Annotated in this window: 23 protein-coding genes; 22 read left to right on the top strand and 1 reads right to left on the bottom strand. The window is 30.7% G+C overall.

Going from position 1 to position 26476, the window contains the following annotated elements; genetic code table 11:
- Nucleotides 1–168 precede the first annotated feature (168 nt).
- The 10 genes from LL038_RS17520 (at nucleotide 169) to LL038_RS17475 (ending at nucleotide 11008) form a co-directional block, all read left to right on the top strand.
- Nucleotides 169–1866: a toll/interleukin-1 receptor domain-containing protein gene (locus LL038_RS17520; protein WP_216127187.1), complete on the top strand. Its 1698-nt coding sequence runs from the start codon at nucleotides 169–171 to the stop codon at nucleotides 1864–1866.
- 297 nt (nucleotides 1867–2163) lie between these two features.
- The gene (locus tag LL038_RS17515; protein WP_268055900.1) at nucleotides 2164–2328 is read left to right on the top strand and encodes a hypothetical protein; all 165 of its coding nucleotides are present in this window, start codon (nucleotides 2164–2166) and stop codon (nucleotides 2326–2328) included.
- Between the two features lie 257 nt (nucleotides 2329–2585).
- Nucleotides 2586–4046, top strand: a complete 1461-nt coding sequence (locus LL038_RS17510) for an IS1182 family transposase (RefSeq protein ID WP_216128210.1) — start codon at nucleotides 2586–2588, stop codon at nucleotides 4044–4046.
- A gap of 747 nt (nucleotides 4047–4793) precedes the next feature.
- Nucleotides 4794–6230: an SIR2 family protein gene (locus tag LL038_RS17505; RefSeq protein WP_216127201.1), complete on the top strand. Its 1437-nt coding sequence runs from the start codon at nucleotides 4794–4796 to the stop codon at nucleotides 6228–6230.
- 89 nt (nucleotides 6231–6319) lie between these two features.
- Nucleotides 6320–6931 (top strand): TIR domain-containing protein, encoded by a 612-nt coding sequence (locus tag LL038_RS17500; RefSeq protein ID WP_216127205.1) that lies wholly within the window; start codon nucleotides 6320–6322, stop codon nucleotides 6929–6931.
- 92 nt (nucleotides 6932–7023) lie between these two features.
- Entirely contained in the window at nucleotides 7024–7524 is a 501-nt protein-coding gene (locus LL038_RS17495; protein WP_216127208.1) for a TIR domain-containing protein, read from the top strand.
- 582 nt (nucleotides 7525–8106) lie between these two features.
- Complete coding sequence (locus tag LL038_RS17490) at nucleotides 8107–8469, top strand: DUF2089 domain-containing protein (RefSeq protein WP_216127211.1); 363 nt, start codon at nucleotides 8107–8109, stop codon at nucleotides 8467–8469.
- Between the two features lie 22 nt (nucleotides 8470–8491).
- A complete protein-coding gene (locus LL038_RS17485; protein WP_216127214.1) occupies nucleotides 8492–8863 on the top strand; it encodes an SHOCT-like domain-containing protein in 372 nt (123 codons plus the stop codon).
- A 24-nt stretch (nucleotides 8864–8887) separates the two neighbouring features.
- On the top strand, nucleotides 8888–9148 hold the full coding sequence (locus LL038_RS17480) for a hypothetical protein (RefSeq protein ID WP_216127229.1): 261 nt from the start codon (nucleotides 8888–8890) through the stop codon (nucleotides 9146–9148).
- A gap of 345 nt (nucleotides 9149–9493) precedes the next feature.
- Nucleotides 9494–11008: a 4Fe-4S dicluster domain-containing protein gene (locus LL038_RS17475; RefSeq protein ID WP_216127232.1), complete on the top strand. Its 1515-nt coding sequence runs from the start codon at nucleotides 9494–9496 to the stop codon at nucleotides 11006–11008.
- 183 nt (nucleotides 11009–11191) lie between these two features.
- On the opposite strand, the gene trhA is transcribed toward LL038_RS17475, so the two are convergent.
- Nucleotides 11192–11839: a PAQR family membrane homeostasis protein TrhA gene (trhA, locus tag LL038_RS17470; RefSeq protein WP_253200070.1), complete on the bottom strand. Its 648-nt coding sequence runs from the start codon at nucleotides 11837–11839 to the stop codon at nucleotides 11192–11194.
- Nucleotides 11840–12201: 362 nt separating this feature from the next.
- Here trhA and LL038_RS17465 point away from each other — a divergent pair, with 362 nt between their 5' ends.
- The 12 genes from LL038_RS17465 (at nucleotide 12202) to LL038_RS17410 (ending at nucleotide 26471) form a co-directional block, all read left to right on the top strand.
- Nucleotides 12202–12768 carry a TetR/AcrR family transcriptional regulator gene (locus LL038_RS17465; protein ID WP_216127238.1) on the top strand — a complete coding sequence of 189 codons (567 nt, stop codon included), beginning with the start codon at nucleotides 12202–12204 and terminating at the stop codon, nucleotides 12766–12768.
- A gap of 500 nt (nucleotides 12769–13268) precedes the next feature.
- Nucleotides 13269–15635: a glycoside hydrolase family 2 TIM barrel-domain containing protein gene (locus LL038_RS17460; protein WP_216127241.1), complete on the top strand. Its 2367-nt coding sequence runs from the start codon at nucleotides 13269–13271 to the stop codon at nucleotides 15633–15635.
- Between the two features lie 31 nt (nucleotides 15636–15666).
- On the top strand, nucleotides 15667–15843 hold the full coding sequence (locus LL038_RS17455; protein WP_216127244.1) for a hypothetical protein: 177 nt from the start codon (nucleotides 15667–15669) through the stop codon (nucleotides 15841–15843).
- A 127-nt stretch (nucleotides 15844–15970) separates the two neighbouring features.
- Complete coding sequence (locus LL038_RS17450) at nucleotides 15971–17017, top strand: LacI family DNA-binding transcriptional regulator (RefSeq protein WP_216127247.1); 1047 nt, start codon at nucleotides 15971–15973, stop codon at nucleotides 17015–17017.
- Nucleotides 17018–17125: 108 nt separating this feature from the next.
- Nucleotides 17126–17605, top strand: coding sequence for a hypothetical protein (locus tag LL038_RS17445; RefSeq protein WP_216127262.1), 480 nt, complete (start codon nucleotides 17126–17128; stop codon nucleotides 17603–17605).
- Nucleotides 17606–17614: 9 nt separating this feature from the next.
- Nucleotides 17615–19318, top strand: a complete 1704-nt coding sequence (locus tag LL038_RS17440) for a heparinase II/III family protein (protein WP_216127264.1) — start codon at nucleotides 17615–17617, stop codon at nucleotides 19316–19318.
- Nucleotides 19319–19431: 113 nt separating this feature from the next.
- The gene (locus LL038_RS17435; protein WP_216127265.1) at nucleotides 19432–20718 is read left to right on the top strand and encodes an ABC transporter substrate-binding protein; all 1287 of its coding nucleotides are present in this window, start codon (nucleotides 19432–19434) and stop codon (nucleotides 20716–20718) included.
- Between the two features lie 101 nt (nucleotides 20719–20819).
- Complete coding sequence (locus LL038_RS17430) at nucleotides 20820–21746, top strand: carbohydrate ABC transporter permease (RefSeq protein WP_216127266.1); 927 nt, start codon at nucleotides 20820–20822, stop codon at nucleotides 21744–21746.
- 47 nt (nucleotides 21747–21793) lie between these two features.
- Complete coding sequence (locus LL038_RS17425; RefSeq protein WP_216127315.1) at nucleotides 21794–22642, top strand: carbohydrate ABC transporter permease; 849 nt, start codon at nucleotides 21794–21796, stop codon at nucleotides 22640–22642.
- A gap of 80 nt (nucleotides 22643–22722) precedes the next feature.
- The gene (locus tag LL038_RS17420; RefSeq protein ID WP_216127268.1) at nucleotides 22723–23394 is read left to right on the top strand and encodes a DUF624 domain-containing protein; all 672 of its coding nucleotides are present in this window, start codon (nucleotides 22723–22725) and stop codon (nucleotides 23392–23394) included.
- Between the two features lie 63 nt (nucleotides 23395–23457).
- The gene (locus LL038_RS17415; RefSeq protein ID WP_216127270.1) at nucleotides 23458–24588 is read left to right on the top strand and encodes a glycoside hydrolase family 88 protein; all 1131 of its coding nucleotides are present in this window, start codon (nucleotides 23458–23460) and stop codon (nucleotides 24586–24588) included.
- Between the two features lie 50 nt (nucleotides 24589–24638).
- Entirely contained in the window at nucleotides 24639–26471 is a 1833-nt protein-coding gene (locus LL038_RS17410; protein WP_253200362.1) for a DUF2264 domain-containing protein, read from the top strand.
- Nucleotides 26472–26476: the final 5 nt, after the last annotated feature.

Here is a 26476-nt window from a genome sequence, read left to right as displayed (position 1 = left end):
ATTATGCCAATTTTTATAGGGCAACACAATTTGGACGCTAATAACCTAAAGAGATATAATGTATGAAGATAAGGGAGAGATTCAGCTAAAGTAGTATTATTAAAGAAAAACAAAGTAATTTTAGTTTATAAATAACATTAATATTTAGGATAAAGGAATTTAATTACAATGAAAAAAAATATATATATTAGCTATAGTTGGGATGACAAAGGAAACATAGAAAAGGTAGAATATATAGTAAAATGTTTAAGAGATACACTAAAATGTGAGTATAATATTATATTAGATCAAGAAATATTTAACAAAGAAACACAAGATGTAAATCGGTTCATAGCAGATAACATCATAGATGCCGATATGGTTATTGTGTTTGTGACACCATCATATGTAATAAAAGCAAATAAGAAAGATGATGGTTATGGAAATAAAAAAGATCAAAAAAGTGGAGTTGAAATAGAAACAGGATATATACTGGAGAGAAAGCATAATTGGGAAAAATCAATTATCACAGTTTTGTTAGATGGAGAAAATGTACCCAAATATTTAAGGCAATTATCATATATTAAAGAGGAAGTAGATTCAAATATAATTCAAACTTTAGAGAGAAAAATCAAAAATTTTATTAGTGAAAAAGATATTCATTGTACATATGAGAACAAAAAAAACAATGAAAATTTACAAACTCCACATAACTTAAATTTAAAAAACAAACCTTTAGATAAAATAGTAGACATTGAGTTTATTTGTACAGGTGAACCGGTAAGAATATCTGGAATACTTTTGTTAGATAAAAGTTATGTTAATTTGGAACATTATCAAATAATTAATATATTTAAAAAAATAGTTTCAGAAAATATTATGAACTATTTCGCTGAAAAGAATTCATTCGTTTTTCAGTGTAATTATTTTAGAATAGAGTTTAAAAATTATGATTCATATAAAAAATTTATTATGAAAATTGAAAATGCAATGGATGGGTATTTAGAGGCTGTTTCAAATTTTGAGGTTAAGTATGAGATTTATTCAAGATTTCCAATGGATAACAATTACGATTTTAAATTAGCTACGGTAAATAAAAACATATGGATTCAAATGTTGAAGTTCGCTAATTCCTTTGATTGGGATAATGGTAAAAGTAATTGGAATATTTTTCAACGCAATGATTATTATATACACGTTTTCTCGCCAGTTATATCATACAATGATAGTTATGATGCATGCGAACACGTAACATTACATGCTATTAATAAAAGTGATTTCCACTCTGACGATGTATATTTGTATGTAAAAGTGCAGGATATGGTACGTAATTCTAAATGTAATAAAATAGATGTAAGAAAAACATGGAGTATTAACATAACATGCAAATGGTTTAAAAAAGAATTTATTCCATTGTTTTGTAAAAAAAATAATTATTTAGAAGATATAATTCAAATAGAAGAAGATAGAGAATATTATGAAGAAGATATTTTTTCTCGAGCTCAAATGTTTTATATGTGTAATAAAGCAGAAGTAGGAAATGAGGAGTTAAATAAATTAAAAGAAGCATTAATATTTTGTCTCAATAAAAAGTCGGCATATAGTGATATGGGATATATAAAAAGTAAACTTGGAATACAACAAAATTTAACAACAAATGATGATATAATAGAATATTTAAATAGTAATGAATTTAATAAATATTTAATGAAACCTAATTATAATTCGTCAATAGCAGATGATTTGTTAAGGTGTATAAAATCATTTACTGATAATTATAGTAATCATAGAATTAATGATTATGATATTAAATATCTTAGCAAAAAAATTAATAGTTTAATAAGTAAAATGGAAAAAATTGAGCTGCTAGGCAAATACGATAAATAAATATGTTTTGTAAACTAATTGATTTGAAAGTGTGTGGTGGATTTTAAAGGTCATGATTCGCCTCAACAAGTAGACCTCGCCGACTAATTAATAAATTAATGGGGGGTTCTTATTATTTAAATAGAATGTGGATTCTCTAGGTTTCTGAGGTATTAGAGGAATACGAAGTTAACTTTAGTAAAAATAGCATATATAGTATATTAGATAATGAAAAATATTCTGCTGTACATATATTTAATAAGAGTTTAAAGAAGGATACCGTTGGAAAGAGAAATATCCGTTTAGGTAAAGATGATAGTGAAACTAATAAGAGGTGATGGTGGTATGCCTGTTATAATCTCTAAGGAAGAATTTCAAATAGATAAGGAAATAATGTCAGCAAGAAAAAAAGCTTCTGGGCCTAATAAAGCAAAGGGAATAGACTTGCTGCCAGGTCTATTTTTCTGTGGGGAGTGTGGGTAAGCAATGCAAGGTAATAGCTGAAAATCCGTAAATAAGCCTATGTACATTTCATATAGATGTGGTGCAATATGTATAAAAGAGGTTGTGATAACAAGAAAATTCGTAGGGAATATATGAGGCCACTGAAAAACTATATGAAAAATCGTCATCGAATTAAAGATGGCGATTTTTTTATGTAAAAGACTAAAAACAAAAAGGAATTTTAAAAGATATGTCGAATTAGTATAGTAGAATAAAATAAAAGGGGCTAAACTATTATGCTAAAAGGACAATTGGAAATAAAAATAAATACATACCATAGCTTATATTCGTTAATTATTCCGAAAGATAACATTTTAAAGCAAATTAATGACCTTGTTGACTTTTCATTTGTTTATGACGAATTGATTATTAACTATAGTTCATCTATGGGTAGAGGTGCTATTAACCCTATAATGCTATTTAAATATTTGCTTTTGAAAGTAATATATGAATTGTCTGATGAAGATGTTGTTGAAAGAACTCTTTATGATATGTCATTTAAATATTTTCTGAATTTAGCCCCAGAAGAAACAAATTTAATAAACTCAAGTACATTAACTAAATTTAGAAAGCTTCGCCTTAAAGACATGAATTTATTAGATTTATTAATAAACAAGACTGTAGAACTTGCTATAAAAGAGGGAGTTTTAAAAAGCAAAGCAATAATAGTTGATGCTACGCATACCAAGTCACGTTATAACCAAAAATCAGCAGGAGAAGAATTATTGAAACGTGCAAAAAATTTAAGAAAAACATTGTACGGAGTACATCCTGAGATAAAAGAAGATTTGCCGAATAAAGTTACAAATGGAGTACTTGAAGATATTCTTGAGTACTGCAAATTATTAATTGATAGCATAAACAAGAATCCAGAAATTGTAGCAAATCCAACTGTGAAAACTAAATTAAACTACTTAACCGAAGCTTTTAATGATGACATAGAAAACCTAAAACTATCAAAAGATGAGGATGCAAAAGTGGGGCATAAGACTGAGGATAGTTCTTTTTTTGGATATAAATCACACCTTGCTATGAGTGAAGAACGTTTAATTACAGCAGCTGTTATTACAACTGGCGAAAAAAGTGATGGAAAGGAGCTCATAGCCTTAATAGAAAAAAGCCGTGAGGCTGGTATAGATGTTAATGAAGTAATTGGAGATACAGCTTATTCTGAAAAGAAAAATCTAGAATATGCAAAAGAAAATAAAATTGCATTAATTTCAAAACTAAATCCTGTAATTTCACAAGGAATGCGAAAAAAAGAAGATGAATTTGAGTTTAATAAAGATGCTGGTTTATTTGTATGTCCGGCAGGTCATATGGCTATTAAAAAAGCAAAACAGGGAAAGAAGAATGTTGGTAAAAATCAAGTGTTAACTTACTATTTTAATGTAGAAAAGTGTAAAAATTGTGTTCATAAAGATGGGTGTTATAAAGAAGGCGCTAAATCTAAAACTTATTCAGTTTCAATAAAGTCAAATACCCACAAAGATCAAATAGAGTTCGAAAAAAGTGAATATTTTAAAAAACGTGCTAGGGAGCGTTATATGATAGAGGCTAAAAATAGTGAACTTAAGCACCAACATGGCTATGATGTAGCAATATCGTCAGGCTTAATTAGCATGCAAATGCAAGGTGCATTATCAATCTTCACTGTGAATCTAAAGAGAATAATTAAGTTGAAAAGCATGAAATAGGGCTTTTAAAACTTAATTATAAAAGAAAAAGCATGAGATATCCAAAAATATGGATTCCTCATGCTTTTTCTATTCAAATTTGAAAACTCTACTGAAAAAAGAGTGCTTTTTTCAGTGGCCTCGAATATATTGAGGGGTTTGTACTATCAGAATTAGAGAAAAATATATTGGAGGACAATGTTATACCAATATTTGTTAAAGAAATCAATTAGAATATACTGGAGCAATCAAAGAATGAAAAATCGTTAAAGAGCTTGAAGGCATTGATAAGAAGTTCATTCAAAATTATGTTGATAAGGCACTTGTTTATAAAGACCACGTTGAAGTAATTCAGAGTGGTCTTTAATACGTTAAAGGCTAATAAAGTATATAATATTATGTCATCTGTAAAGAAAAGTACCATTACTAAGTAGTATAGAATTTTGCATATAAACGCAATAAGGAGCTCATAAATATTTTGTCTTAATATGGTCGATTTTTCATTAAAGTTATGTTTGTAAAGTTTAATTAGACAATGTGTTAAATTTTTTTACTAACATTAAAAGAAAGTGAAAACAGTTTTTAAAAAATTAGTAGTTGTAATATAAAATATATAAATATATACCATAGAAGGAAAAATAATGACATTTTAAGATAAAAAGTATGGTATAATACTTATATAAATCAAATAAATATTATAAAATTTAGTATAAATTGTATAAAATAGAAATATAGTTGGATATAAAAAGATATCATAAAGGAGATAATATGCGACAAGAACTATTAATTTTTGTAGATAAATATTTAAAAGCTATAAGAGAGGAAAATGCAGCTGTTTTTGCTGGAGCAGGACTTTCAGCAGGAAGTGGGTTAATGAATTGGAAAGGACTTCTTAGAGACATTGCAATTGAGTTAGGGTTAGATGTGGACAAGGAATATGACTTAATTGCATTAGCACAATATTATGATAATGAAAATGGTGGTCGTGGAGGAATCAACAGTCAGCTAATTGATGAGTTTACTAAAGATGTTGTATCAGGTGAGAATCATAAGATTTTGGCATCGTTACCAATAAACACTTACTGGACTACCAATTATGATAATTTAATAGAAAAAACCTTGGAGGCTTATGGTAAAACAGTTGATACTAAAATATGTTCTGAGAATTTAGCAACAACTAGACCTCGTAGGGATGCTGTAGTATACAAAATGCATGGAGATATATCTCTAGCACATGATGCAGTTATAACTAAAGATGATTATGAGGGTTATAATGAAAAGAGACAAGTATTCACTACTGCGTTACAAGGAGATTTAATATCCAAGACTTTCTTATTTATTGGGTTTAGTTTTGATGATCCTAACCTAGAATATATATTAAGCAGAATTAGAATTTTGATGGGAAGAAATGCACGAGATCACTATTGCTTTTTAAAAAAAATAGTTAAAGAGGAATTTGAGAAAATAGAAGATTTTATTTATGAGAGAACAAAACAGGAATTGAAGATTAAAGATTTAAAAAGATATAGAATTCGAGTTTTATTAGTTGATGACTTTAATGAAATAACAAATGTTTTAAAGCTAATTCAATGTAAGATTAAAAGAAACAATATCTTTATTTCTGGAGCTGCTTATGAATATGGGAAATGGGGTCAAAATCGCGCAGAAGATTTTATATTTAACCTTTCAAAGAAATTGGCTGAAAGGAATTATAAAATTATATGTGGTTTTGGAGTCGGTATTGGAAGCTCAGTTATTAATGGTGTTTTGTCTCATGTTTATTCATTCACTAGGAGTCATTTAGATGATTTTTTAATTCTTAGACCATTCCCTCAAAATATAACTGATCCCGCAGAAAGAGCTTACCTATGGAAAAGATACAGAGAGGATATGCTATCTAATGCAGGAATAGCAGTATTTTTTTTCGGAAATAAGATTGAAAACGGTAAGGTAGTAGATTCCAACGGATTAATTGAAGAATTTGACATTGCAGTTGATAAGGGATTAAAAGTTATTCCTGTTGGGTGTACTGGATATGTATCTAAACAATTATGGGAGCGAGTGACAAACAAGATGGAGGATTTTTATGCTTTTAACGAGGAACTGAATAATACTATAAAAGAATTGGGGATTTACACAGATGATGATACTCTAATAACTAATAATATAATTAAAGCTATAGGGTTATTGCAGAACTTAATATAAATCTATAAAATTATAAAAAAAATAGTATAACAAATGCTAATATGAAAGGTATCTAGTATATAAAAGTAACTGAAGAGAGGGTAAGAAGCATGGCTCATAAAACGTTTATTTCATATAAATATACTGAGGCTAGGGGGTTAAGAGATGATATAATTGAAAAATTAGGAGATGATTCTAAGTATTATAATGGGGAAACCAGTGATTCTGCAGACCTAACAGATACTACAACAGAAAACATCAAGGACAAGTTGAGGGATATGTTATATTCGACGTCCGTAACGATTGTAATTATTTCACCTAATATGACATACAGCAAATGGATCGATTGGGAGATAGAATACTCATTGAAAGAAATTACTCGAAAGGACAAGACATCAAGAACTAATGGTATCGTAGGTGTTCTTATGAAATATAATGGCGGGTATGGCTGGATTGAAACAAATAATAAAAGTGAGGATGGTTGTAGTTCAAGGGACATAGATACAAATAAACTTTATAGTATTATATATAATAATAGATTTAACTTGGAAGAGCCTGTTTATGTATGTAACGAGTGTCAAACTGTAGATAGCCTTACTGGTTCTTATATATCTCTTATAAATGAAGATGTTTTCCTATCAAATCCAAGTAAGTATATTGATAATGCTTTTGAAAAAAGTGATGATATTGATAGTTTTAAAATAACAAAGAGTCGAAGTTGATTTATTTTATTTATTACCAAGAAGACAAATTAACTTTATAGCATTGAATGTAATATTTGTAGATAAATAAATAGTCGAAAGGAGATAAAGTTATGGCAAAAAGGCAAGTTTTTTTCAGCTTTGAATATTTAAAGGATAATTGGAGGGCAGGTCAGGTAAGAAGCATGGGAAAGGTAGATAGTAGTTCAACTTGTTCTGATAACGACTGGGAAGAAGTAAAGGAAAAAAGCGATAAAGCAATAAAAGAATGGATTGATGCACAGTTGAAAATGCGTTCTTGTCTGGTAGTTTTGGTAGGAGCGACAACATCCGGAAGAAAATGGATTGATTATGAAATTAATAAGGCATATGAATTAGGAAAGGGTATTGTTGGAATAAATATATATAATCTAAAAAATAAGGATGGAAAGCAAACTACAAAGGGCAGTAATCCTTTCTACAATATTCTAATAGGTTCGAATAATGAGAGACTATCAAAATATGTTACTTGCTACGAGTCCATACACACATCAAGCCAGTATGTATATGACGATATAAATGGAAATATGGAACAATTAATCCAGGATGCTATAGATAATAAAGATTCGTATTAGATGCTGTTTTTGAAAATGGATTAAGTAATAATATCAACTTTATAGAAAAGGTTCAAACCATAATTTAACAACTTTTATGTCAGTAAGTTTGGTGGATTTGGCCTATTGTGCTTCGCCTCCACCATAAAAAAACAACAAGTTTGATACAACGAAAACCCTTGAAATTCAAGGGTTTTCGTTGTTTTTTGGATAAAATAGAGTAGGATTTTCAGAGTTTTAAGTTTGGAGTTATGTACTTTTATAGTTTGGATGCACCCACCTATGGATTTTGGATTGGGTGGGTGCACTTTTTAGCGGAAATATTAATGAAATGAATTAGTGGGAATTGCAGCATTCTTAAGTTGATGGCTATGTGTACTCTAGAGGGAACAAAATGTGACCGCTTGCTGAATAAGATAGAAGATAGTGCTAACTAGGTATAAACTTCTCTTTTTATATTTTATTGAACTATTTAATTCATATAATTAATTTATAAGTTAATATATTTAATATTTAAATAAGTAAAAGTAAAAATACTTAATATTGATATTGAATTTCTTAAAAAACGGTAGTATAATAAAATTATGGAGAGTGATGATTAGTATGGCATACAAAATAATAACTCAGTGCCCAGTATGTTCTTCCAAACTTACTGTTACAAAACTAAAATGTAAAAAGTGCGACACTGTTATTGAAAATGACTTTGAATTACCTAAGTTCTCTTATTTAACCATGGAACAGCTAAATTTTGTTGAGGTCTTTATAAAATGCCGAGGTAATATTAAAGATGTTGAAAAGGAACTAGGAATATCTTATCCTACAGTTCGAGGTAAGCTGGAGGATCTAATTGCATCCTTGGGATATACACAAATCAAAGAAAAAGAGGATAACAGTGCTGATGTGATTGATAAGCTTGAAAAGGGAGAAATTACAGCCGAGCAAGCATTAAATTTATTAAGAAAATAGTATTTAAAGGAGTTGTATTATAATGAATGAAGAGGTAATGAGAGTATTAAAAATGTTGGAAGAGGGAAAAATTGATTCGCAAAAAGCCGGGGAGTTAATAGAAGCTTTAAACGCAACAAAAAAAAATGTTCCAGTTACTGCGAACAATGCAGATAAAATACTTAAAATTAAGGTTAATTCATCAACTGGAGATAACGTAAATGTAAATATACCTGTAAAGTTTATAAAAACTTTAGGAAGTGCTATTAAGAGAATACCTAAGATAGAAGGAGTAGAAGGCATTGAGGACATAGATATACAGGCTATTCTCCAAGCTGTAGCCGAGGGATTAGATGGAAAGATTGTAGACGTGAAAAGTGAAAAGGGAGATATTGTAGAAATTGTAGTTGAGTAACAGCACCGGAGGTGACTATTATCTATGAGAATTTATATAAGAGAAAAAACAGGCAGGAAGTTTTTTATTCCTGTGCCCTTAAGTATTGCAGGTGCTGCTTGCAAAATAGCTGATTTTGTATTTAAGAGGATAGATAAGCATATTGATGCTCAGACAAAAGAAATACTAGAATGTATAGATTTTAATGTACTTGCAAAAAGCTTGAAGTATTTGAAAAGCTACAAGGGACTGAAACTGGTGGAAGTAAAATCACAGGAAGGCAATGAAGTAACTATAATTTTGTAATCTAATTTTTAATATACATTTTTTAGGTCATACAGCTGGCCACGTTGTAAAAACTGGAACGAAGTGACTAGTTTTTACTTGGTAATGTAAGCAAAATAAATACACAAACAAAATTGACTAAATTGTTACAAGAATTTATGTGTAAAGCCCACTCTCTTTATGGGTGGGATGGATAAAGTAATAAAATATAACAATAGACATGGTTATTTTAGTACGATATAATATACTTGGGTTTTGAAACGAGCCATATACTATCGTTAATGTGTCAATTGTGATACTTGATAGTGAAATTCTTGAAGAATACATATAGTTTTTATAAATATTAAAGCAAAAAAAGGAGTTATAATGAAATACGAATATAAAACACTTGCTAATATTAGACACAAAGTTTTTACTGCTGTAAGTAAGATGGCTTTTGAAGATAATTTAAAAGAAATGGGAAATATCCCATATGAGATTATTCCTGGAGATGTGGGTAAGTATAGAGAAAGTACATTTCTTGAAAGAGCAATAGTTAGTGAGCGAATCCGTTTGGCAATGGGACTAAATTTAAGATTAAATGATAAATCAAGAGCAATTACGGAGGGGCTAGAGGAGGCAACAAAACCTTCAAAATATTATGAACCGCCACTTGTAAACATTATAAAATTTGCCTGTAATTCTTGTCCAACCAATAGCTATGAAGTTACAAATATGTGCCGTGGCTGCCTAGCGCACCCTTGTGTAGAAGTCTGTCCTAAAGGCGCAGTTAGTATAGTTAATGGGAAAAGTTTTATTGATCAGGAAAAATGTATAAAGTGTGGTTTATGTGCTAAAGCGTGTCCGTATTCAGCAATAATAAAACATAAGCGACCATGTGCCGTGGCATGTGGGGTGGATGCAATATATACAGATGAATATGGCAGAGCATCAATAGATTATGATAAATGTGTTAGCTGCGGAATGTGTTTGGTAAATTGTCCTTTTGGAGCAATATCTGACAAAAGCCAAATATTCCAACTAATTCAGGCAATTAATAAAAAGGAAGAAGTAATTGCAATTGTAGCTCCGTCATATTTGGGTCAGTTTGGTAAAAATGTTGGATTTAATGATTTTAAAACAGCGATGACTACACTTGGATTTAAAGATGTTGTTGAAGTTGCGATTGGTGCAGATATTTGTACAATTGAGGAGGCAAATGATTTTATAGAAAATGTACCTGAAAAACTTTCATTTATGGGTACTTCATGCTGCCCTGCTTGGTCTGTTATGGCTAAAAAATTATATCCGCAGCATGCCGAAAATATTTCAATGACTTTGACTCCAATGGTTTTTGCTGCTCGATTTGTGAGAGAAAAACATAAAGATGCAAAGATTGTTTTTGTTGGACCATGTAGCGCGAAAAAATTAGAAGCTTCCAGAAAAAGCGTGAAAAGTGAAGTGGATTTTGTAATTACTTTTGAGGAGTTATCTGGAATGCTTGAAGCCAAAGAAGTAGAAATAATTGGTACAGATATAAGCTTGAGTAATGAAGCAACTGGTTCAGGAAGAGGCTTTGCGGTTGCAGGTGGAGTTGCTAAGGCTGTAGCTGATTTGATAACAAAAGAACATCCAGAGCTTGAAGTAAAGATTAAAGCTGCGAATGGTCTGAGAGAATGCAGAGAGATGTGTAATGATGCCGCAAAAGGAAAGTATGATGGATATCTCCTTGAAGGAATGGCGTGTCCGGGTGGATGCGTGGCTGGAGCTGGGTGTATTGTCAAACCTAATATAGCTGGTGCTCAGGTTAAACAAGCGATTAGAAATTCTGAACTCAAGATTTCAGATGAGTCTAAATATGCTGATAAAATTTACTTGTTAGATGAAAAAAATCTAGAGTAAAATAGAAAATATTAGCAAATAAAGAACGGGACATGTTACTGGTAATGCAGGCAGGATCCATAAAAGCGATATTATATCGTTTTTATGGATTTTTTTTTGTGCCAATGATGTCACCGCTTTTAACAGTTCAAATTACCATTAAACCTAGTGTTTACAATGATATACGCCAAATAGTCTAAAAATTTAACGTATATACATAAGATAATTGAACATCATCCAAAAGTGACAAAAACTACCTAAAATTATAAATACATGGAATGTTTCATGGAAACCGAACCAAGGTATATTGAAATTAGGCTTTTTTAATCCATAAATAATACCCCCGATGCTATAAAAAATTCCGCCTAAAACGAGCCAGAAAAGACCACCGATAGGTATAGTTTTAATCATTGGATGAAATGCAATTATAATTACCCAACCCATTAATACATATAGTATAGTTGATACATTTCTTGATTTACCCGTCGATATAGATTTCCATATAATACCTATTACAGCCAAACCCCATATGACTCCAAACATACTCCATCCCCACCAACCCCTTAAAGGTATTAATGCAATAGGAGTATATGTACCCGCAATTAAAAGATATATTGCCATATGGTCAAAATATCTAAATACTTTCTGAACTTTAGAACCTACGGGTAACATATGATATAAGGAACTCATTGTATAAAGTAATACTAATGTTGTTCCGAAAATTGAAAATGAAACTATATGCCAAGCCGTAGCTTTTAGAGACGAAAATACAACTAATAATACAAGTGCAGCTATAGCGAGTACCCCGCCCACAATATGTATTATTCCACTTACCCTACTTTTAGAAATCATTTAATCAACTCCTTTTTAGCTTTTTTCTCATTAATTTCTGATATATGTATATGTTGAATTACTTTTAATTATAAAATTCTCAGATTCATCTTTTCGTTTTATTGTTTGGTTCCACGTTAAATTAATCCTTTACTATGCAGCTCTCGGTACCAAATTTATGTTTATGGTACCAGTATAATTACTATAATTGTTTTTGTCAATACATGAAACGGCAACTGAGGCAAGGCGAGATAGGAAAATAGAAAAGTTAAATTTGATTTTTTTTATAATTTTATGTATTGACAAAAGAACCTCTAGTAAATACAATGGTACTGTAAATCCTAAAGCAGTACCTGCGATGTTAGGGGAAGGAATGTAAGTATATGGAGAAAAATATATATCTAAAAACTTTAAAACTTTTTGCAAGCAAAGGATCTCGATTTACGACTGAAGATTTGGCAAGAGAACTCGGTACGAGTAAACGTACGATTTATTCTTATTTTTCTACCAAAGATGAAATTATAGAAAAAACGATAGAATTCGTTTTTAGTGAAATAATTACCTCAGATGCTGAAATACTTGAAAATAATGAGCTTACGTTTCAAGAAAAAATCAAACTCTATTTTAACAATATACCGGATGCGTACAATCTCGGGTCTATTATTAGACATATGGATGATCTTCAACGATATTATCCCTATTTGTGGGAGAAAGTAAATAATCATCTGAATACTATATGGGATGCAGTTATTCAATTGATAGAGCAAGGTATAAAAAATGGGGAACTTGAAGAAATAGATACTGTTATACTCAAGTTAATGCTGAATGAAACCTTAAAAAAGCTCTTAGACTATGAATTTCTTGCCAAGAGTCAGGTCAGCTTTGATTCTGCACTCAAAGCAATGAACAATATTATTTTATATGGCTTAATTAAAAGAGAGGATAATTAAATTATGCATAAAGACAAAATTTTTAAATGCTACTTTGTATTCTATTAAATTCAAATTAGTAATTGCTATTGTAATTGTACAATGTTTTAGCTCTTATATAGGTCAAGGTGTTAATTTAGCTATGGCACGTGGCAGACACGCACTACAAGACACGTTTCGCCTCCATCAGTAAAACCATCGACTAATTAATAAATTAGTCGGGGGTTTTCTTATGCATTAATTTAATGGGATTAGCATTTGGTATTGTCTTCACAAAAGAGGAATAAAACAGGACATTGGTCAGACTACAGATTCATCTTTTATTAAATTTGAGTCATTTTGATATACTGTCTGTAATGGAATGCTATAAAAAACTATTGACAAAGTCATACAAAAAATGTATTATCCTATCAAGGAATGAAACGGGTTTCATAAATCTCTTAACAAGAGTGGAAGGAAAACAAATAAATTTATTGCAGTCTGGTGCTTTTTCAATCTGTAATTTGTAAAGGGTGATAATAATGAATAATAACAACGTTAGAACAGTATTCAATCTAAATCTTGACTGGAAATTTAAGTTAACTGATGAAACAAATGCATGGCAGAAAGGTTTTGACGATACCTCATGGGAAAATATTAATATCCCTCATGATTGGTCAGTTAACTATCCTTTTGATATCAAAAACTCTAGCGGCACGGGATATTTACCTGGAGGAATCGGTTTTTATAGAAAGAAGTTTTTTTTACCTAAGGAATTAGAAGGAAAGAGAGTTTATGTAACCTTTGATGGAGTCTATAATAACAGTATGGTTTGGTGCAATAGTTATTACGTAGGGAAAAGGCCAAATGGGTATACTGAAATTATTTATGATATTACTGATTTTGCTTGTTTTGGCGATATGCCTAATGTTTTAACCGTAAAGGTTGACCACAAATGCATTGAAGATTCAAGATGGTTTACAGGTTCAGGAATATATAGAAAAGTCACAGTAGAAGTTAAAAACAAAATTTGTATTGATAGCCATGGAGTTTTTATTTCTACAAAGAATGTTAGTAATGAAAAAGCTAAAATGTCTGTACAAACATCAGTAATTAATACAACTGATGAAGATATAGAAGTCAAAGTGAAGAATTTTATTTATGATGATAAGGATAACTTAGTATCGTTTATAGAAGGAGAACAAACAGTTCTGGCTAGGGGAAATATTGCTAACAACAAAGAGATGTTCGTTGATATGCCAAAATTATGGTCAATAAATACACCTAACCTATATACTTGTTTTACTGTTATCGAAAAAGATGGAATCATCATAGACCAGGAAAAAATAATAACTGGAATACGTACATTTGAGTTTAATGCTGATAAAGGTTTTTTACTAAATGGAGAAAGTATGAAACTAAAAGGAGTTTGTGTTCATCATGATGCGGGGTGTTTAGGTGCTGCTGTAAGAAAGAAGGTATGGGAAAGAAGACTTTTGAGTTTGCAGGAAATGGGTTGTAATGCTATTCGCATGAGCCATAATCCACATATGCCTGAATTATATGATTTGTGCGATGAATTAGGTTTTCTTGTTATAGATGAAGCTTTTGATGAATGGGAAGGTGTAAAAAACAAGTGGTCAAAAGGTCATAATGTGTATCCTCCTGCTCACTACGGATACTATGAAGATTTCCCCGAGTGGCATGAGAGAGATATTGCTACAATGATTTTACGAGATAGAAATCATCCATCTATTATATTATGGAGTATTGGGAATGAAATAGATTATCCAAATGATCCATATGGTCATCCATTCTTTGAAACGATGACAGGTAATAATGATGAAAATAAACCAGCGGCTGAAAGGATATATGATCCTAATAAGCCAAATGCGCAAAGAATAGCTAGTATTGCTAAAGAGTTGGTTTCTATAGTAAAGAACTATGACTTAACAAGGCCTGTAACAGCTGCATTGGCATTTCCTGAACTTTCTAATTTTACTGGCTATGCAGATTGTCTTGATGTAGTTGGATATAATTATAAAGAACATCTTTATAAGGAGGATCATAAAAAATATCCCAATAGAATTCTTATGGGAAGTGAAAATGGAAAAGGGCTAGAGCAATGGCTGGCAGTTGAAAAAAATGAATACATTTCTGGACAATTTCTTTGGACTGGTATAGATTATCTTGGGGAGACAAAAATTTGGCCTTCCCATGGCTCTCAGGCAGGTTTACTTGATGTTGCTGGATTTGAGAAACCTAGTTATTATTTTCGTAAAAGCATATGGTCAAATAAACCTATGATAAAGATATTTGCTACTAATTTCAAGACCGAGGACTTGTCAGCTAGGTGGAATTTTATAAATAATGAAGAAGTTAAAGTTGCTTGCTTTACAAATTGCGAAAAAACAGAATTGTTTTTAAATGAAAAATCTTTGGGGATAAGAAATGTTAAGGATTATGATGAAAATTATATAACATGGACAGTACCTTTTGAAAAAGGCATATTAAAAGCTATTTCCACGGATGGTGAGGGGAAGGTATACGAAGATATTTTAATAACTGCCGGTGCTGCAGCTGGAATTAGACTACAGTGCAAAGATGAGGTTATAGCTTCTGATGGTTTGGATATGACTCATATTGAATTAAATATTATAGATCTTGATGGGAATACTATTCATAATGCTCAGGATTTAATCCATGTATCTATAGAAGGGCCAGCTAAACTATTGGGATTGGAAAATGGAAATTTAGAAGATATCACAACTTGTTCATTACCTCATAGAAGAGCCTATAATGGAAAACTTTTAGTATACATTTCATCTACTACCGAAAAAGGTATTATAAAAATAAAGGCTCAAGGAGAGAAGTTAGGGCTAAGTGAAATAAGTATTATCTCTAAATAGAACATTCATGTTAAGGTGAGTGATTTTCATTATGGTAGTAATACAAATACAAGACTATTTAAATTATTACATCATAACCTCTGGGTGTCCAGGTTGGTATACAAACCAACAAAAATATTCATATGCCACCTCACTTAACGGATTATGGTCAACACCGGCACCCATAGGTAATGAAAAAATAGGATATCTTGGCCACATTGATGGATAGTAGAATTAGGAGCAACTAAATTATTTAAAAAAACTATTGACAAAGCTATATAGAAAATGTATTATCTTATTAAGGACTGAAACGGGTTTCAAAACTTATTTCAGAAGTGTAGAAGGGAAACAAATAAATGAAAAATGATGAAATTATAAAAAAGGATACAACAATTTATGATATAGCAAAAGAAGCTAATGTTTCACCCGCAACAGTGTCAAGAGTTTTGACAGGTAGTGCTAAAGTAAAGGAAGATAAAAAAGAAAGAGTGCTAGAAATAATAAAATTACATAACTTTCAACCTAATGCAGTAGCAAGAAGTTTGTTTAAAAAAAGATCAATGATGATAGGGGTTATTTTACCTGATATAACCAATCCTTTCTTTTCAACAGTGTTTTTAGAAGCTGAGAAAGCTGCTTTAGAATTTGGTTATTCAATGATTTTATGCAATTCTATGGATAGCTCGAAAGTTGAAGCGTTACACATAAAATCATTATCAGAAAAGCAAGTTGATGGAGTAATTTTTATGGGTCACAGAGTGAATGCAGTAAAAACAAACATAAACTATGTATTAGATTTACAAAGACTTGCGAGTAAAATACCGTTTGTGATTATAAATGGGAAGATGACGGGAGTAGATAGTTACAAGATTATTACTGATGAAGAAGATGGCATAATTAAAATAGTTGATTATTTAGTGGGGCTTGGACATAAGGATATTGCTATTTTAGGAGGCATAACAAATTCAACTTCAACTTCAATAAAGCACATGGCATATTCAAAAGCCTTAAAAAAGTATGGGATAAAAGTGGACAAAACTTTTATAGTTAACGAAGGGTTTTCTATTGAAAGTGGTATCACAGCAATGGAGAAACTTCTTAAGGGTAAAAAGGTTCCTACAGCAGTTATTGGTATAAATGATTTAGTAGCGATAGGAGCAATTAGGGCTATAAAATCAGCGGGCATCGAGGTTCCAAAAGATATTTCAGTGACAGGCTTTGATGGAACATATATCTCAGAACTTGTTAGTCCACAACTTACAACGGTGTACCAAAGTTATGAGAATATTGGAAGAGAAGCTGTAAATACCATAATTGATGTAATTAAAAATAAGGAAACACCTAAAAATAAAATTATTAAAACAAAACTTATAATAAGAAAATCTTGTAGTACAAAACCCTAAGAGAATTAGGGCTTAAAAAATAATCTCTATGAAACCGGTTTCCTAATGTATAGCGGATATTTTTGGAAGCAAAATATAAACAATTGCAAAGGAGGTGTCTTATAATTATTGATTTATATTAACTTAAATAAAAAAAAGAAAATTGGTACTTCGATTAATATAAATACTTTTATTAATATAAACACCTCCACAATAAAAAAAATTTTAATTATTTGTTTAATAATGATGCTAACGGCCACTTCATATGGGTGTAGTAAAGCAGCAAAATCATCTAGTAATAATGTTACAACTACTTCGCTTAACCAGGAATTGAAGCAGAAAGCTAAAGGTTATAAAAATGAAGAATATCAGAATGGAAAGGTTCCATTGCAAACTTATATCAAAATGGAAGGAAAAATTATTCAAACCGACAATAAAAACAAACAAATAGTAACTAAAAGTGATCGCTTTATTTTAGATAATAATGGAACGAAATATCAAATGATTTGTGGAGAAAAAATAACAGTTAAAGTAGGAGATAAAGTTACTGTTTATGGAACGTATTATGGGTTAGTGCAAGTAGACGAAATTGATGTAATTATGAATTAAGGAGTAATTATGAAATTTATTGAAAATACAATTAATAAATTACTGGTGGAGGAAATATTAGCCGCAAAAGATAATATTTTAAAGATGAAAACTATTCCTAGCATCGATTTAAAAGGATATCAGATATATTTAAAGGAAGGTAATCGTAGCGTTTTTGAAACTCAGTATTTTGAGAGAAGAAGGCTATTAAGTGTAATGGGATTATCCGTGTTAATCGAAAAAAACAAAAGGGATATTGAATGTTTAGAAAACATTATCTGGCAAGTATGCTCAGAATATACGTGGGGCTTGCCAGCTCATCTAACAATTAAGGATAATACTTATGAGAAAAATGCTAGATACTGTATAGACTTATTTTCAGCTGAAACAGCACAGACATTAGCAGAATTTTACGAGTTATATAAGGAAGTTTTTTCTACTGAAATTAAAGACAGAATTATATATGAAATTAATAATAGAGTGTTTACACCACTGCTAGATAAAAAATGGGATTTTGAAGACAAAGAAAATAATTGGAGTGCAGTTATTGGAAGTTCAGTAGGAATGGCAGCTATAAGTATGTTAGGAGACAACCCATTAAGACAAAAGCAGATTTTTCAAAAGGTTGATAAATGTTTAGAAAGTTATTTAAAAGGTTTTAAAAATGATGGGGCTTGCGTAGAAGGAGTTGGCTACTGGGCATACGGATTTGGATACTATTGCTACTTTGCAGAAAAATATAAATTGGCTTTTAAAAACAATAAATATTTAGAAAACCCATTGTTAAAGAGTATAGCTAATTTCCCAGTGGGTATGGAAATTGGCAGAGGTAAATTTGTACAATTCGCAGATTCAACAATTGCTGAGTTACCAACAGGACTTCTATGTTATTGCAAAAAACAATTTTCAGTATCGCTTCCATATACTAAAAAAGTAAGTTCGCTTTACGATAATGAATGTTATAGATGGGCAGAGCTTTCAAGAAATCTAATATGGACAAATAGTACTTTAAACTCCAGTGATACAACGTTTAAAACAAAATACTTTGAAGATGAGCAATGGTTAATAATAAATGAAGAAAATGGATTTTTGTTTGCAGCTAAAGCTGGAAAAAATAATGATTCTCATAATCATAATGATGTAGGTAATTTCGTCTTGGGGTTTAAAGATGAATTATTCTTAATTGATTTTGGCGCTGGGCAATATACCAAAGATTACTTCAATGATGAAAAAAGATATAACATGTTAGTTAATCGCTCAATGGGTCACTGTGTTCCAATAATTAATGATAATGAAGAAATTTTTGGGAATTATAAGGCCTCTAATGTAATTATAAATAGATCAAAAGAAAAAGTAACTTTTTCAATGAATTTAGAAAACGTATACCCGCTTATTACTAATCTGATTAGTTTTAATAGAGAGTTTGATATATATCCTCATAAAAAATTTATAGATATAAAAGATAATATGTTATTTGATGAAAAGGATAACAAAGTTTATCAAAATTTTGTAAGTAAGATTAAACCTATAACTAACAATAATACTATAAAGTGGACTGGAAGTTATGGGACTTTAACATTAGACAATATCAGTGATTTAGACGATGTAGTAGTACTACAAGAAAAAATTACTAATCATTATGGAACTTACGAAACAATATACAGAACATTAATTAGAAAAAGCTTTATTTCAAAAACATATAGTAGTAAGTTAACTTTTTATATAGATACTTAATAATATGGCATCGCAGATGAGGATTAACTAGGTAAAAACTAAAATAGAAACTTGTACTAAACATTAATGTGCAAGATTTTATATATAAATTTAAAACAAATGGGGGAATAATGATGAAAATCAGTAAAAAATTAATGACATTGGTATTAACTACCGCAATTATTGGGACAACACTTGCAGGATGTTCAAGTAAGACTAGTAGTACTCAGAAAAGTAGCAGTGATAAAATACAATTAAGTGTAACCACATGGAATTATGATACCACACCAGAATTTAAGGCTCTATTTGAAGCTTTTCACAAAGCTAACCCTAATATAACCATTAAGCCTATAGATATCGATGCATCTCAGTATGATAATAAGGTAACTACAATGCTTGCAGGAGGAGATTCAACAGATGTATTAACAATGAAAAATACTACTTCTTATTCAGGTTATGCATTCCGTGGACAATTAGAGGACTTAACCACTCATGTAAAACCAAATGTTGCAAATGCTAATTATAAGGGAGCATATGATTATCTTAAAATAGATGACAAATATTATGCGCAGCCTTATAGAACTGATTTCTTTGTTTTATATTATAACAAAACTATGTTTGATAAAGCAAAAATTGCTTACCCAGAGAATTTAACATGGGATCAATATGCAACACTAGCACAAAAGTTAACAGTAGGTACTGGATCTACTAAACAATATGGAGCATATAATCATACTTGGCGTTCAATTGTTCAAGCGACAGCTAGTGCCCAGACTAATTCAGATTTAGTAAGTGGAAAATATGATTTTATGAAACCCTATTATGAAACATTTTTGAAAATGCAGAAAAGTGGTTCTTCAATGGAGTATGGTACTGCAAAATCAACTAGTAGCACATATGCTTCACAGTTTGAAACAGGAAAAGCTGCTATGCTTCCAATGGGTACATGGTATATGGCAGGTGTCCTAAATTCAAAGAAAAAGGGAGCTACTGATGTTAATTGGGGAATAACCGCAATGCCACAAAATGAAGCTAATGGTAAAGTTACAACATTCGGTTCTCCAACAGCATTTGCTATCAATAAAAATTCTAAACAAAAGGAAGCTGCACAAAAGTTCCTAGATTTCGCAAGTGGCGAAAAGGGAGCTACAGTACTCGCTAGTGTTGGTGTTGTACCAGCTTATAGAACAGATGTTATAAATAAGAGTTATTTTGATTTAAAAGGAATGCCTACAGATGCAATTTCTAAAAAAGCATTTTCACCTGATAAAATTGCCCTTGAAATGCCAGTAAATAAACATTCGGCAGCAATAGATCAAATACTTACAGAAGAACATGATTTGATTATGGTCGGAGGTTCAACTATCGATAAGGCAATAGCAAGTATGTCTAAAAGAGTACTCCAAGAAATAAAAGAGTAATGGTTTATAGGTAGTGTATGGTTTATTAAATTATACACTACCACTTCTATTAGAATAGAGAGGAGGTCTGTGAGGGTTTTTATAATCTAAGCAGAATGTATATGGATAATAATGTTGAAGTTATACCAATAAATAATAAAAATTTTCCGAGCAAAGGAAATAAACAAAGCAGAAAAAATCTTTTGACAGCTTGGTCATTTATAATACCTAATTTTGCTGGGTTTTTCATATTTACATTAATTCCTATTATAGCATCATTCATTTTAGCATTTATGAAATGGGATTCATTTAATCCACCTAAATTTGTTGGTCTATCAAACTTTACAAAGATGTTCTCAGATGACACTTTTAGGATTTCTTTGTTTAATACATTTTATTACGCAGTGTTTGTTGTTCCATTAAGTTTAATATTTTCGCTGGGGCTTGCAATATTACTCAATAAAAAAATCCGTGGTGTAAAAGTATTTAGAACAGCAATATTTTTTCCTTATGTTACATCATTGGTTGCAGTTGCAGTTGTTTGGAATATGCTTTTCCACCCAACACTTGGACCGATTAATCAGTTTTTAAGAGCTATTGGAATTTTAAATCCTCCAGGATGGACTTCTAGTGTTAGTTGGGCTATGCCAGCTATCATAATTACAAGTGTATGGAGAGGTATGGGCTATTATATGATTTTATATCTTGCTGGACTTCAAGGTATACCTCAAGAATTATATGAAGCAGCGTCTATTGATGGGGCGAATAAGTGGAAACAATTTTGGAATGTTACAATTCCTATATTACGTCCGACTACCTTTTTCGTTACCATAATGCTTACAATATCTAGTTTTAAAGTTTTTGATTTAATTCAGGTTATGACTAATGGTGGACCAGGAAGGTCTACAAATGTATTAGTATATGAAATTTATAATGAAGCATTTGTAAAATTCAACTTTGGGTATGCTTCTGCAATTTCACTTGTTTTATTTGTAATTGTATTAGGTATCACAATTATTCAGTTTAAATTAGATGATAACAATAATTAAAGTATAAAATAAACATATTTAAGTTTAAGGAGTGATCTCAATTGCTTATGAATCTAAAAACAAATAAGAAAGGAAATAAGGAGCTATTGGCAAAAGGTTTTATATTCGCATTTTTGTTAATACTATCTTTGTTAATATTAGTGCCATTTTTCTGGATGATTTCATCATCTTTAAAAATTGATAATGAAGTATTCACAGTTCCTATACAGTGGTTACCTAATAAAATTCAGTGGATTAACTACAGTAAAATATGGACTGTTATACCATTTGCAACTTTTTATAAAAATACGGTAATTTTAAGTGTAACTATTACTATACTTCAACTTCTTACAAGTAGTTTTGCTGCCTATGGATTTTCTAAACTTCGTTTTCCAGGTAGAGATGCATTATTTCTTGCATATATAGGTACTATTGCAGTTCCTTGGCAGGCATATATGATACCACAATTCATTATGATGAGAAGTATGGGACTAACAGATAAGTTAGTATCTTTAGTATTGCTACAGGCATTTAGTGCCTTCGGTGTATTCCTCTTAAGACAGTTTTATATGACTATTCCTGACGAATTATGTGAGGCTGCTAGAATTGATGGTCTAAGTGAATATGGAATATTTTTTAGAATAATGTTGCCTTTAAGTAAACCTGCATTAGCTAGTTTAACTATTTTAACTTTTGTAAATACATGGAATGATTATATGGGTCCATTTATTTACTTATCATCAACAGAAAACAAGACTATTCAATTAGGACTTAAAATGTTTGTTTCTTTGTATGATGCACAGTATTCATTAATAATGGCAGCATCGGTTGTATCCATTTTACCAATTGCTATAGTGTTTTTGACACTGCAAAAATACTTTATTCAAGGAATTGCAACATCAGGAATGAAGGGATAAAATAAGCTCTCGTCTGAATGTAACCTAGGTGAATTATGAGGCGAGAGATACCTAGTAAATTAGAAAGGAGTGAATAACTTTTGAAGAAAGAAAATTTTATGAATTATAGTATCTATTCAAAAATATTTGAGGCTGTTTACTATTTCCTTATGATGAATATTTATTTTGCAGTTACCAATATATTATTTTTAATAGTTGTTGGTTTAGTTTCTTTTACTAGTAATCATATTTTGATTTATGCTCTTTCACTTATTCCAACGGGTCCAGCTCTTGTTGCATTAATATCTTGTTTGAATAAATATCATAAAGAAAAGGATTTGAATGTAACAAAAGATTTTTTTACATATTATATTCAATCTTTTAAAAAGACAATTACTGTTTGGTTATTTTCATTAATTATATTAACTATTGTTATCTTAGATTACTTTTTTCTAATGAAGACTAAATATGTTATTATATTCACTCCTATTCTTTTTATAATATTTAATATTGTTTTAAGTACTGCTATTAATTATTTCACTTTTCTTGTGAAAAATAGACAGTCTAGCATTAAAGATATATTAAGGATCTCATTTTTCTTTACCTTTAAAAAATTCTATATTGGTTTTGTAAACAACATTGTTGTTTTAAGTATATTGTTTATAACAATACTTAAACCGTTATTATCGGTGATCTTTTTAGTAAGTATATTTGTATATTTAATTTATATAAACAACAATAATTTATATAAAACACCAATAAAAGAGAAATAATTTTAGCAGATGATTAGAAGAAGCAAAAAATAAAAACAATAGGATAGGGCGGGGTAATTTATTATGGAGATTAATTGGAAAAAAGAGGCGTGGAATTTTATTGAAGAGAAAACTATATTAAATAATGATAGAATTGGTGTGAATTTTCCTCATGTAAGTGAAAACAAACACTATAAATTAGAAAACGAACAATGGTGGACAGCGGGTTTTTGGCCAGGAATGTTATGGCAGGTATATCTTAAAAACAAGAATGAAAAATTAAAGATTACTGCAGAAAAATGTGAAATGAAAATGGAACATTTACTTTGTGATACGGAGATTATAGATCATGATTTGGGTTTTATGTGGATACTAACAAGCTTAGCTAATTATAAAATAACAGGAAATAAAGAGTCTAGGCGAAGAGCATTACTTGCTGCTAATCTTTTGATGGGAAGATTTAATATAAAAGGTAACTATATTCGTGCCTGGAATGCTTGGAAGGGAAATAAGGACAATACTGGTGTAGTAATTATTGATTGTATGATGAACTTACCATTACTTTATTGGGCATCAGAAGAAACAGGAGACCCAAGGTTTAAACATGTTGCAGAGAAGAATGGTGAAATGGTGCTAGAAAATTTCATAAGAGCAGATGGATCTGTACAGCATATGGTTATTTTTGATTCGGAAACAGGAGAAGTGATTGAAAAGGCTGGAGGACAAGGATTTGATGTTAATAGTGCATGGGCAAGAGGTTGTGCATGGGCAATTTATGGGCTAACACTTTCCTACAAATATACTAAAAATAATGAGTTTTTGGAGGCAGCAAAAAAAACAGCACATTATTTTATTGCTAATATGAAAGACGATAAATATCCTGTTTGGGATTTTAGATTGCCCGAGGATGGTGAGATAAAATACAAATATCCTGATTCTTCAGCAGGTGCAATAGCAGCATGTGGGTTACTTCTTTTATCAAAATATGTTCCCGAGTTTGAATCTTCATTATACATGGAGGCTGGGGAAAACATGCTGAAGAATCTATATTATGAATGTGCAACAAATGATGATATAGAGGAAGAAGGTTTAATTAAGCATGCAACTGGACATTTTCCAGAACAAAAAAACTTAGATGTACCAATAATTTATGGAGATTACTTTTTTACAGAAGGTATAGCAATGCTAAATGGAGAAAAAATGTTATTTTGGTAATAACTAAAATTAATAATAATAAAATATTTCTTAATCAAGGGGTTGAATGCATGAGTAAAATAAATATGTATAATGAAAATATTAAACATAATCCACTTAAAACTAAAGAGGATCTTAGAAATGCACTATATGATATATGCAATCCTCTTATACCACTACTAAAGGAGCAAAAACCTGGACATTTACATTTGGGTACTAGTGGATCGGTTTATGATGAAAATGCAAGAGAAGTCGAGGCTTTTTTAAGACCTTTATGGGGAATAGGACCTCTTGTTACAACTAAGTCTGAAGAGGGTACAAAGTTATCAAAATATTTTGTAGAAGGTCTAATAGAAGGAACTGATCCTAAAAGCAAATCTTACTTTGGAAAAGTTCATGACTATGACCAGTTATTAGTTGAAATGGCCTCAGTTTCTTTATCTTTAATTTTGGCTAAGGACACCTTTTGGGATGTTTTAAATAAAGATCAACAAGATAATTTATATAATTGGTTGATCCAAATTAATGATCACGTAATTCCTAAGACAAATTGGTTATTCTTTAGGGTGCTTGTAAATATTGCAATGAAACAATGTGGGAGAGAGTGGTCGAAACAATCAGTTTCAGATGACCTTGATAGTATAGATTCTTATTATTTAGATGATGGTTGGTATTTTGATGGATATGAGACTCAAATTGATTATTATATTCCTTTTGCTATGCATTTTTATGGCTTAATTTATGCTAAAACCATGGAGACTGAAGATCCAAAGAGATCAATCCTATATAAAGAGCGTGCAAGTGTTTTTGCACAGGAGTATAAAGAATGGTTTTCGGCAGATGGACCATCGATACCTTTTGGAAGAAGTTTAACTTATAGGTTTGCCCAATCAGCTTTCTGGTCTGCTTTAGCTTATGCAGATGTAGAAGCTTTGAACTGGGGAGTTATAAAAGGGATTGTTATGAGGAATTTAAGATACTGGTTTAGAAGTGATATCTTCTCTTTAGATGGTCTTTTGACTATAGGTTACGGGTATCAGAATTTAAACATGGCAGAAGGTTATAATGCACCAGGTTCACCTTATTGGGCGTTAAAAACATTTTTAGTTTTAGCAATTCCGGGTGGTCATGCATTTTGGACATCTGAGGAGGAAGATTTAACTTTTACACAAAAGAGTGTACAACCTAGCCCAAGAATGATAGTTTGTCACGATAAATCTGGTAGTGAAGTCCAAGCATTTACTTCCGGACAGCATTCAAGTGAGCATGCTCATGGAGATGCGAAGTATGAAAAATTTGTATACTCAACAACATTCGGGTTTAGTGTACCTAAAGGTGGATTATCATTAAAGCAAGGGGCCTTTGATAGTTGCTTAGCATTAGCTGAGTGTGATGGACATTATAGATCACGTTTTGGCTCTGAAAGCTATAAAATAAATCAAGATTACATTGAATCAGTTTGGAAACCTTGGAATGATGTTGAAATAAAAACTTTTATTGTTCCTTTAACCCCATGGCATATTAGAATACATGTTATTAATACTAATCGTATATTAGATACTGCAGAGGGTGCTTTTTCTGCGCCGGCAGGGGTTGGCACGTCATATTGTTTTAAAGATAAGATATTTTATAAGTTCGGTAACAAAGTTACTGGTATTGTTGATTATAATGGAGATCGAAAGGTCGTAATAATTACACCTGAACCAAATACAAACCTCCTATATTCGCGTACAGTTATACCAACATTAACAAGTAGAATTAATAGAGGAAAACATATTTTAGTTTCTGCTATTATTGGTGATGTAAATGTTCCAAATGATTTTAAATGTGATCAAAATCCTATTGTAGAAATTAAAGAAAATTGTATTACTATCTTGTTTAATGGAAAAGAAATAGTGTTATAAGGAGA

The organism is Clostridium estertheticum (assembly GCF_026650985.1).
GTDB classification, from domain to species: domain Bacteria; phylum Bacillota; class Clostridia; order Clostridiales; family Clostridiaceae; genus Clostridium_AD; species Clostridium_AD estertheticum_C.
The sequence above is the reverse complement of the archived record's forward strand: the minus strand, read 5'-3'. Positions and strand labels throughout refer to the sequence as shown.

What these genes read in the sequence shown, in the direction of transcription:
- LL038_RS17520 (WP_216127187.1), top strand. Translation starts at nt 169, where the DNA reads ATGAAAAAAAATATATATATTAGCTATAGTTGGGATGACAAAGGAAAC.
- LL038_RS17510 (WP_216128210.1), top strand. Translation starts at nt 2,586, where the DNA reads ATGCTAAAAGGACAATTGGAAATAAAAATAAATACATACCATAGCTTA.
- LL038_RS17505 (WP_216127201.1), top strand. Translation starts at nt 4,794, where the DNA reads ATGCGACAAGAACTATTAATTTTTGTAGATAAATATTTAAAAGCTATA.
- LL038_RS17500 (WP_216127205.1), top strand. Translation starts at nt 6,320, where the DNA reads ATGGCTCATAAAACGTTTATTTCATATAAATATACTGAGGCTAGGGGG.
- LL038_RS17495 (WP_216127208.1), top strand. Translation starts at nt 7,024, where the DNA reads ATGGCAAAAAGGCAAGTTTTTTTCAGCTTTGAATATTTAAAGGATAAT.
- LL038_RS17490 (WP_216127211.1), top strand. Translation starts at nt 8,107, where the DNA reads ATGGCATACAAAATAATAACTCAGTGCCCAGTATGTTCTTCCAAACTT.
- LL038_RS17485 (WP_216127214.1), top strand. Translation starts at nt 8,492, where the DNA reads ATGAATGAAGAGGTAATGAGAGTATTAAAAATGTTGGAAGAGGGAAAA.
- LL038_RS17480 (WP_216127229.1), top strand. Translation starts at nt 8,888, where the DNA reads ATGAGAATTTATATAAGAGAAAAAACAGGCAGGAAGTTTTTTATTCCT.
- LL038_RS17475 (WP_216127232.1), top strand. Translation starts at nt 9,494, where the DNA reads ATGAAATACGAATATAAAACACTTGCTAATATTAGACACAAAGTTTTT.
- trhA (WP_253200070.1), bottom strand. Translation starts at nt 11,839, where the DNA reads ATGATTTCTAAAAGTAGGGTAAGTGGAATAATACATATTGTGGGCGGG.
- LL038_RS17465 (WP_216127238.1), top strand. Translation starts at nt 12,202, where the DNA reads ATGGAGAAAAATATATATCTAAAAACTTTAAAACTTTTTGCAAGCAAA.
- LL038_RS17460 (WP_216127241.1), top strand. Translation starts at nt 13,269, where the DNA reads ATGAATAATAACAACGTTAGAACAGTATTCAATCTAAATCTTGACTGG.
- LL038_RS17455 (WP_216127244.1), top strand. Translation starts at nt 15,667, where the DNA reads ATGGTAGTAATACAAATACAAGACTATTTAAATTATTACATCATAACC.
- LL038_RS17450 (WP_216127247.1), top strand. Translation starts at nt 15,971, where the DNA reads ATGAAAAATGATGAAATTATAAAAAAGGATACAACAATTTATGATATA.
- LL038_RS17440 (WP_216127264.1), top strand. Translation starts at nt 17,615, where the DNA reads ATGAAATTTATTGAAAATACAATTAATAAATTACTGGTGGAGGAAATA.
- LL038_RS17435 (WP_216127265.1), top strand. Translation starts at nt 19,432, where the DNA reads ATGAAAATCAGTAAAAAATTAATGACATTGGTATTAACTACCGCAATT.
- LL038_RS17430 (WP_216127266.1), top strand. Translation starts at nt 20,820, where the DNA reads ATGGATAATAATGTTGAAGTTATACCAATAAATAATAAAAATTTTCCG.
- LL038_RS17425 (WP_216127315.1), top strand. Translation starts at nt 21,794, where the DNA reads ATGAATCTAAAAACAAATAAGAAAGGAAATAAGGAGCTATTGGCAAAA.
- LL038_RS17415 (WP_216127270.1), top strand. Translation starts at nt 23,458, where the DNA reads ATGGAGATTAATTGGAAAAAAGAGGCGTGGAATTTTATTGAAGAGAAA.
- LL038_RS17410 (WP_253200362.1), top strand. Translation starts at nt 24,639, where the DNA reads ATGAGTAAAATAAATATGTATAATGAAAATATTAAACATAATCCACTT.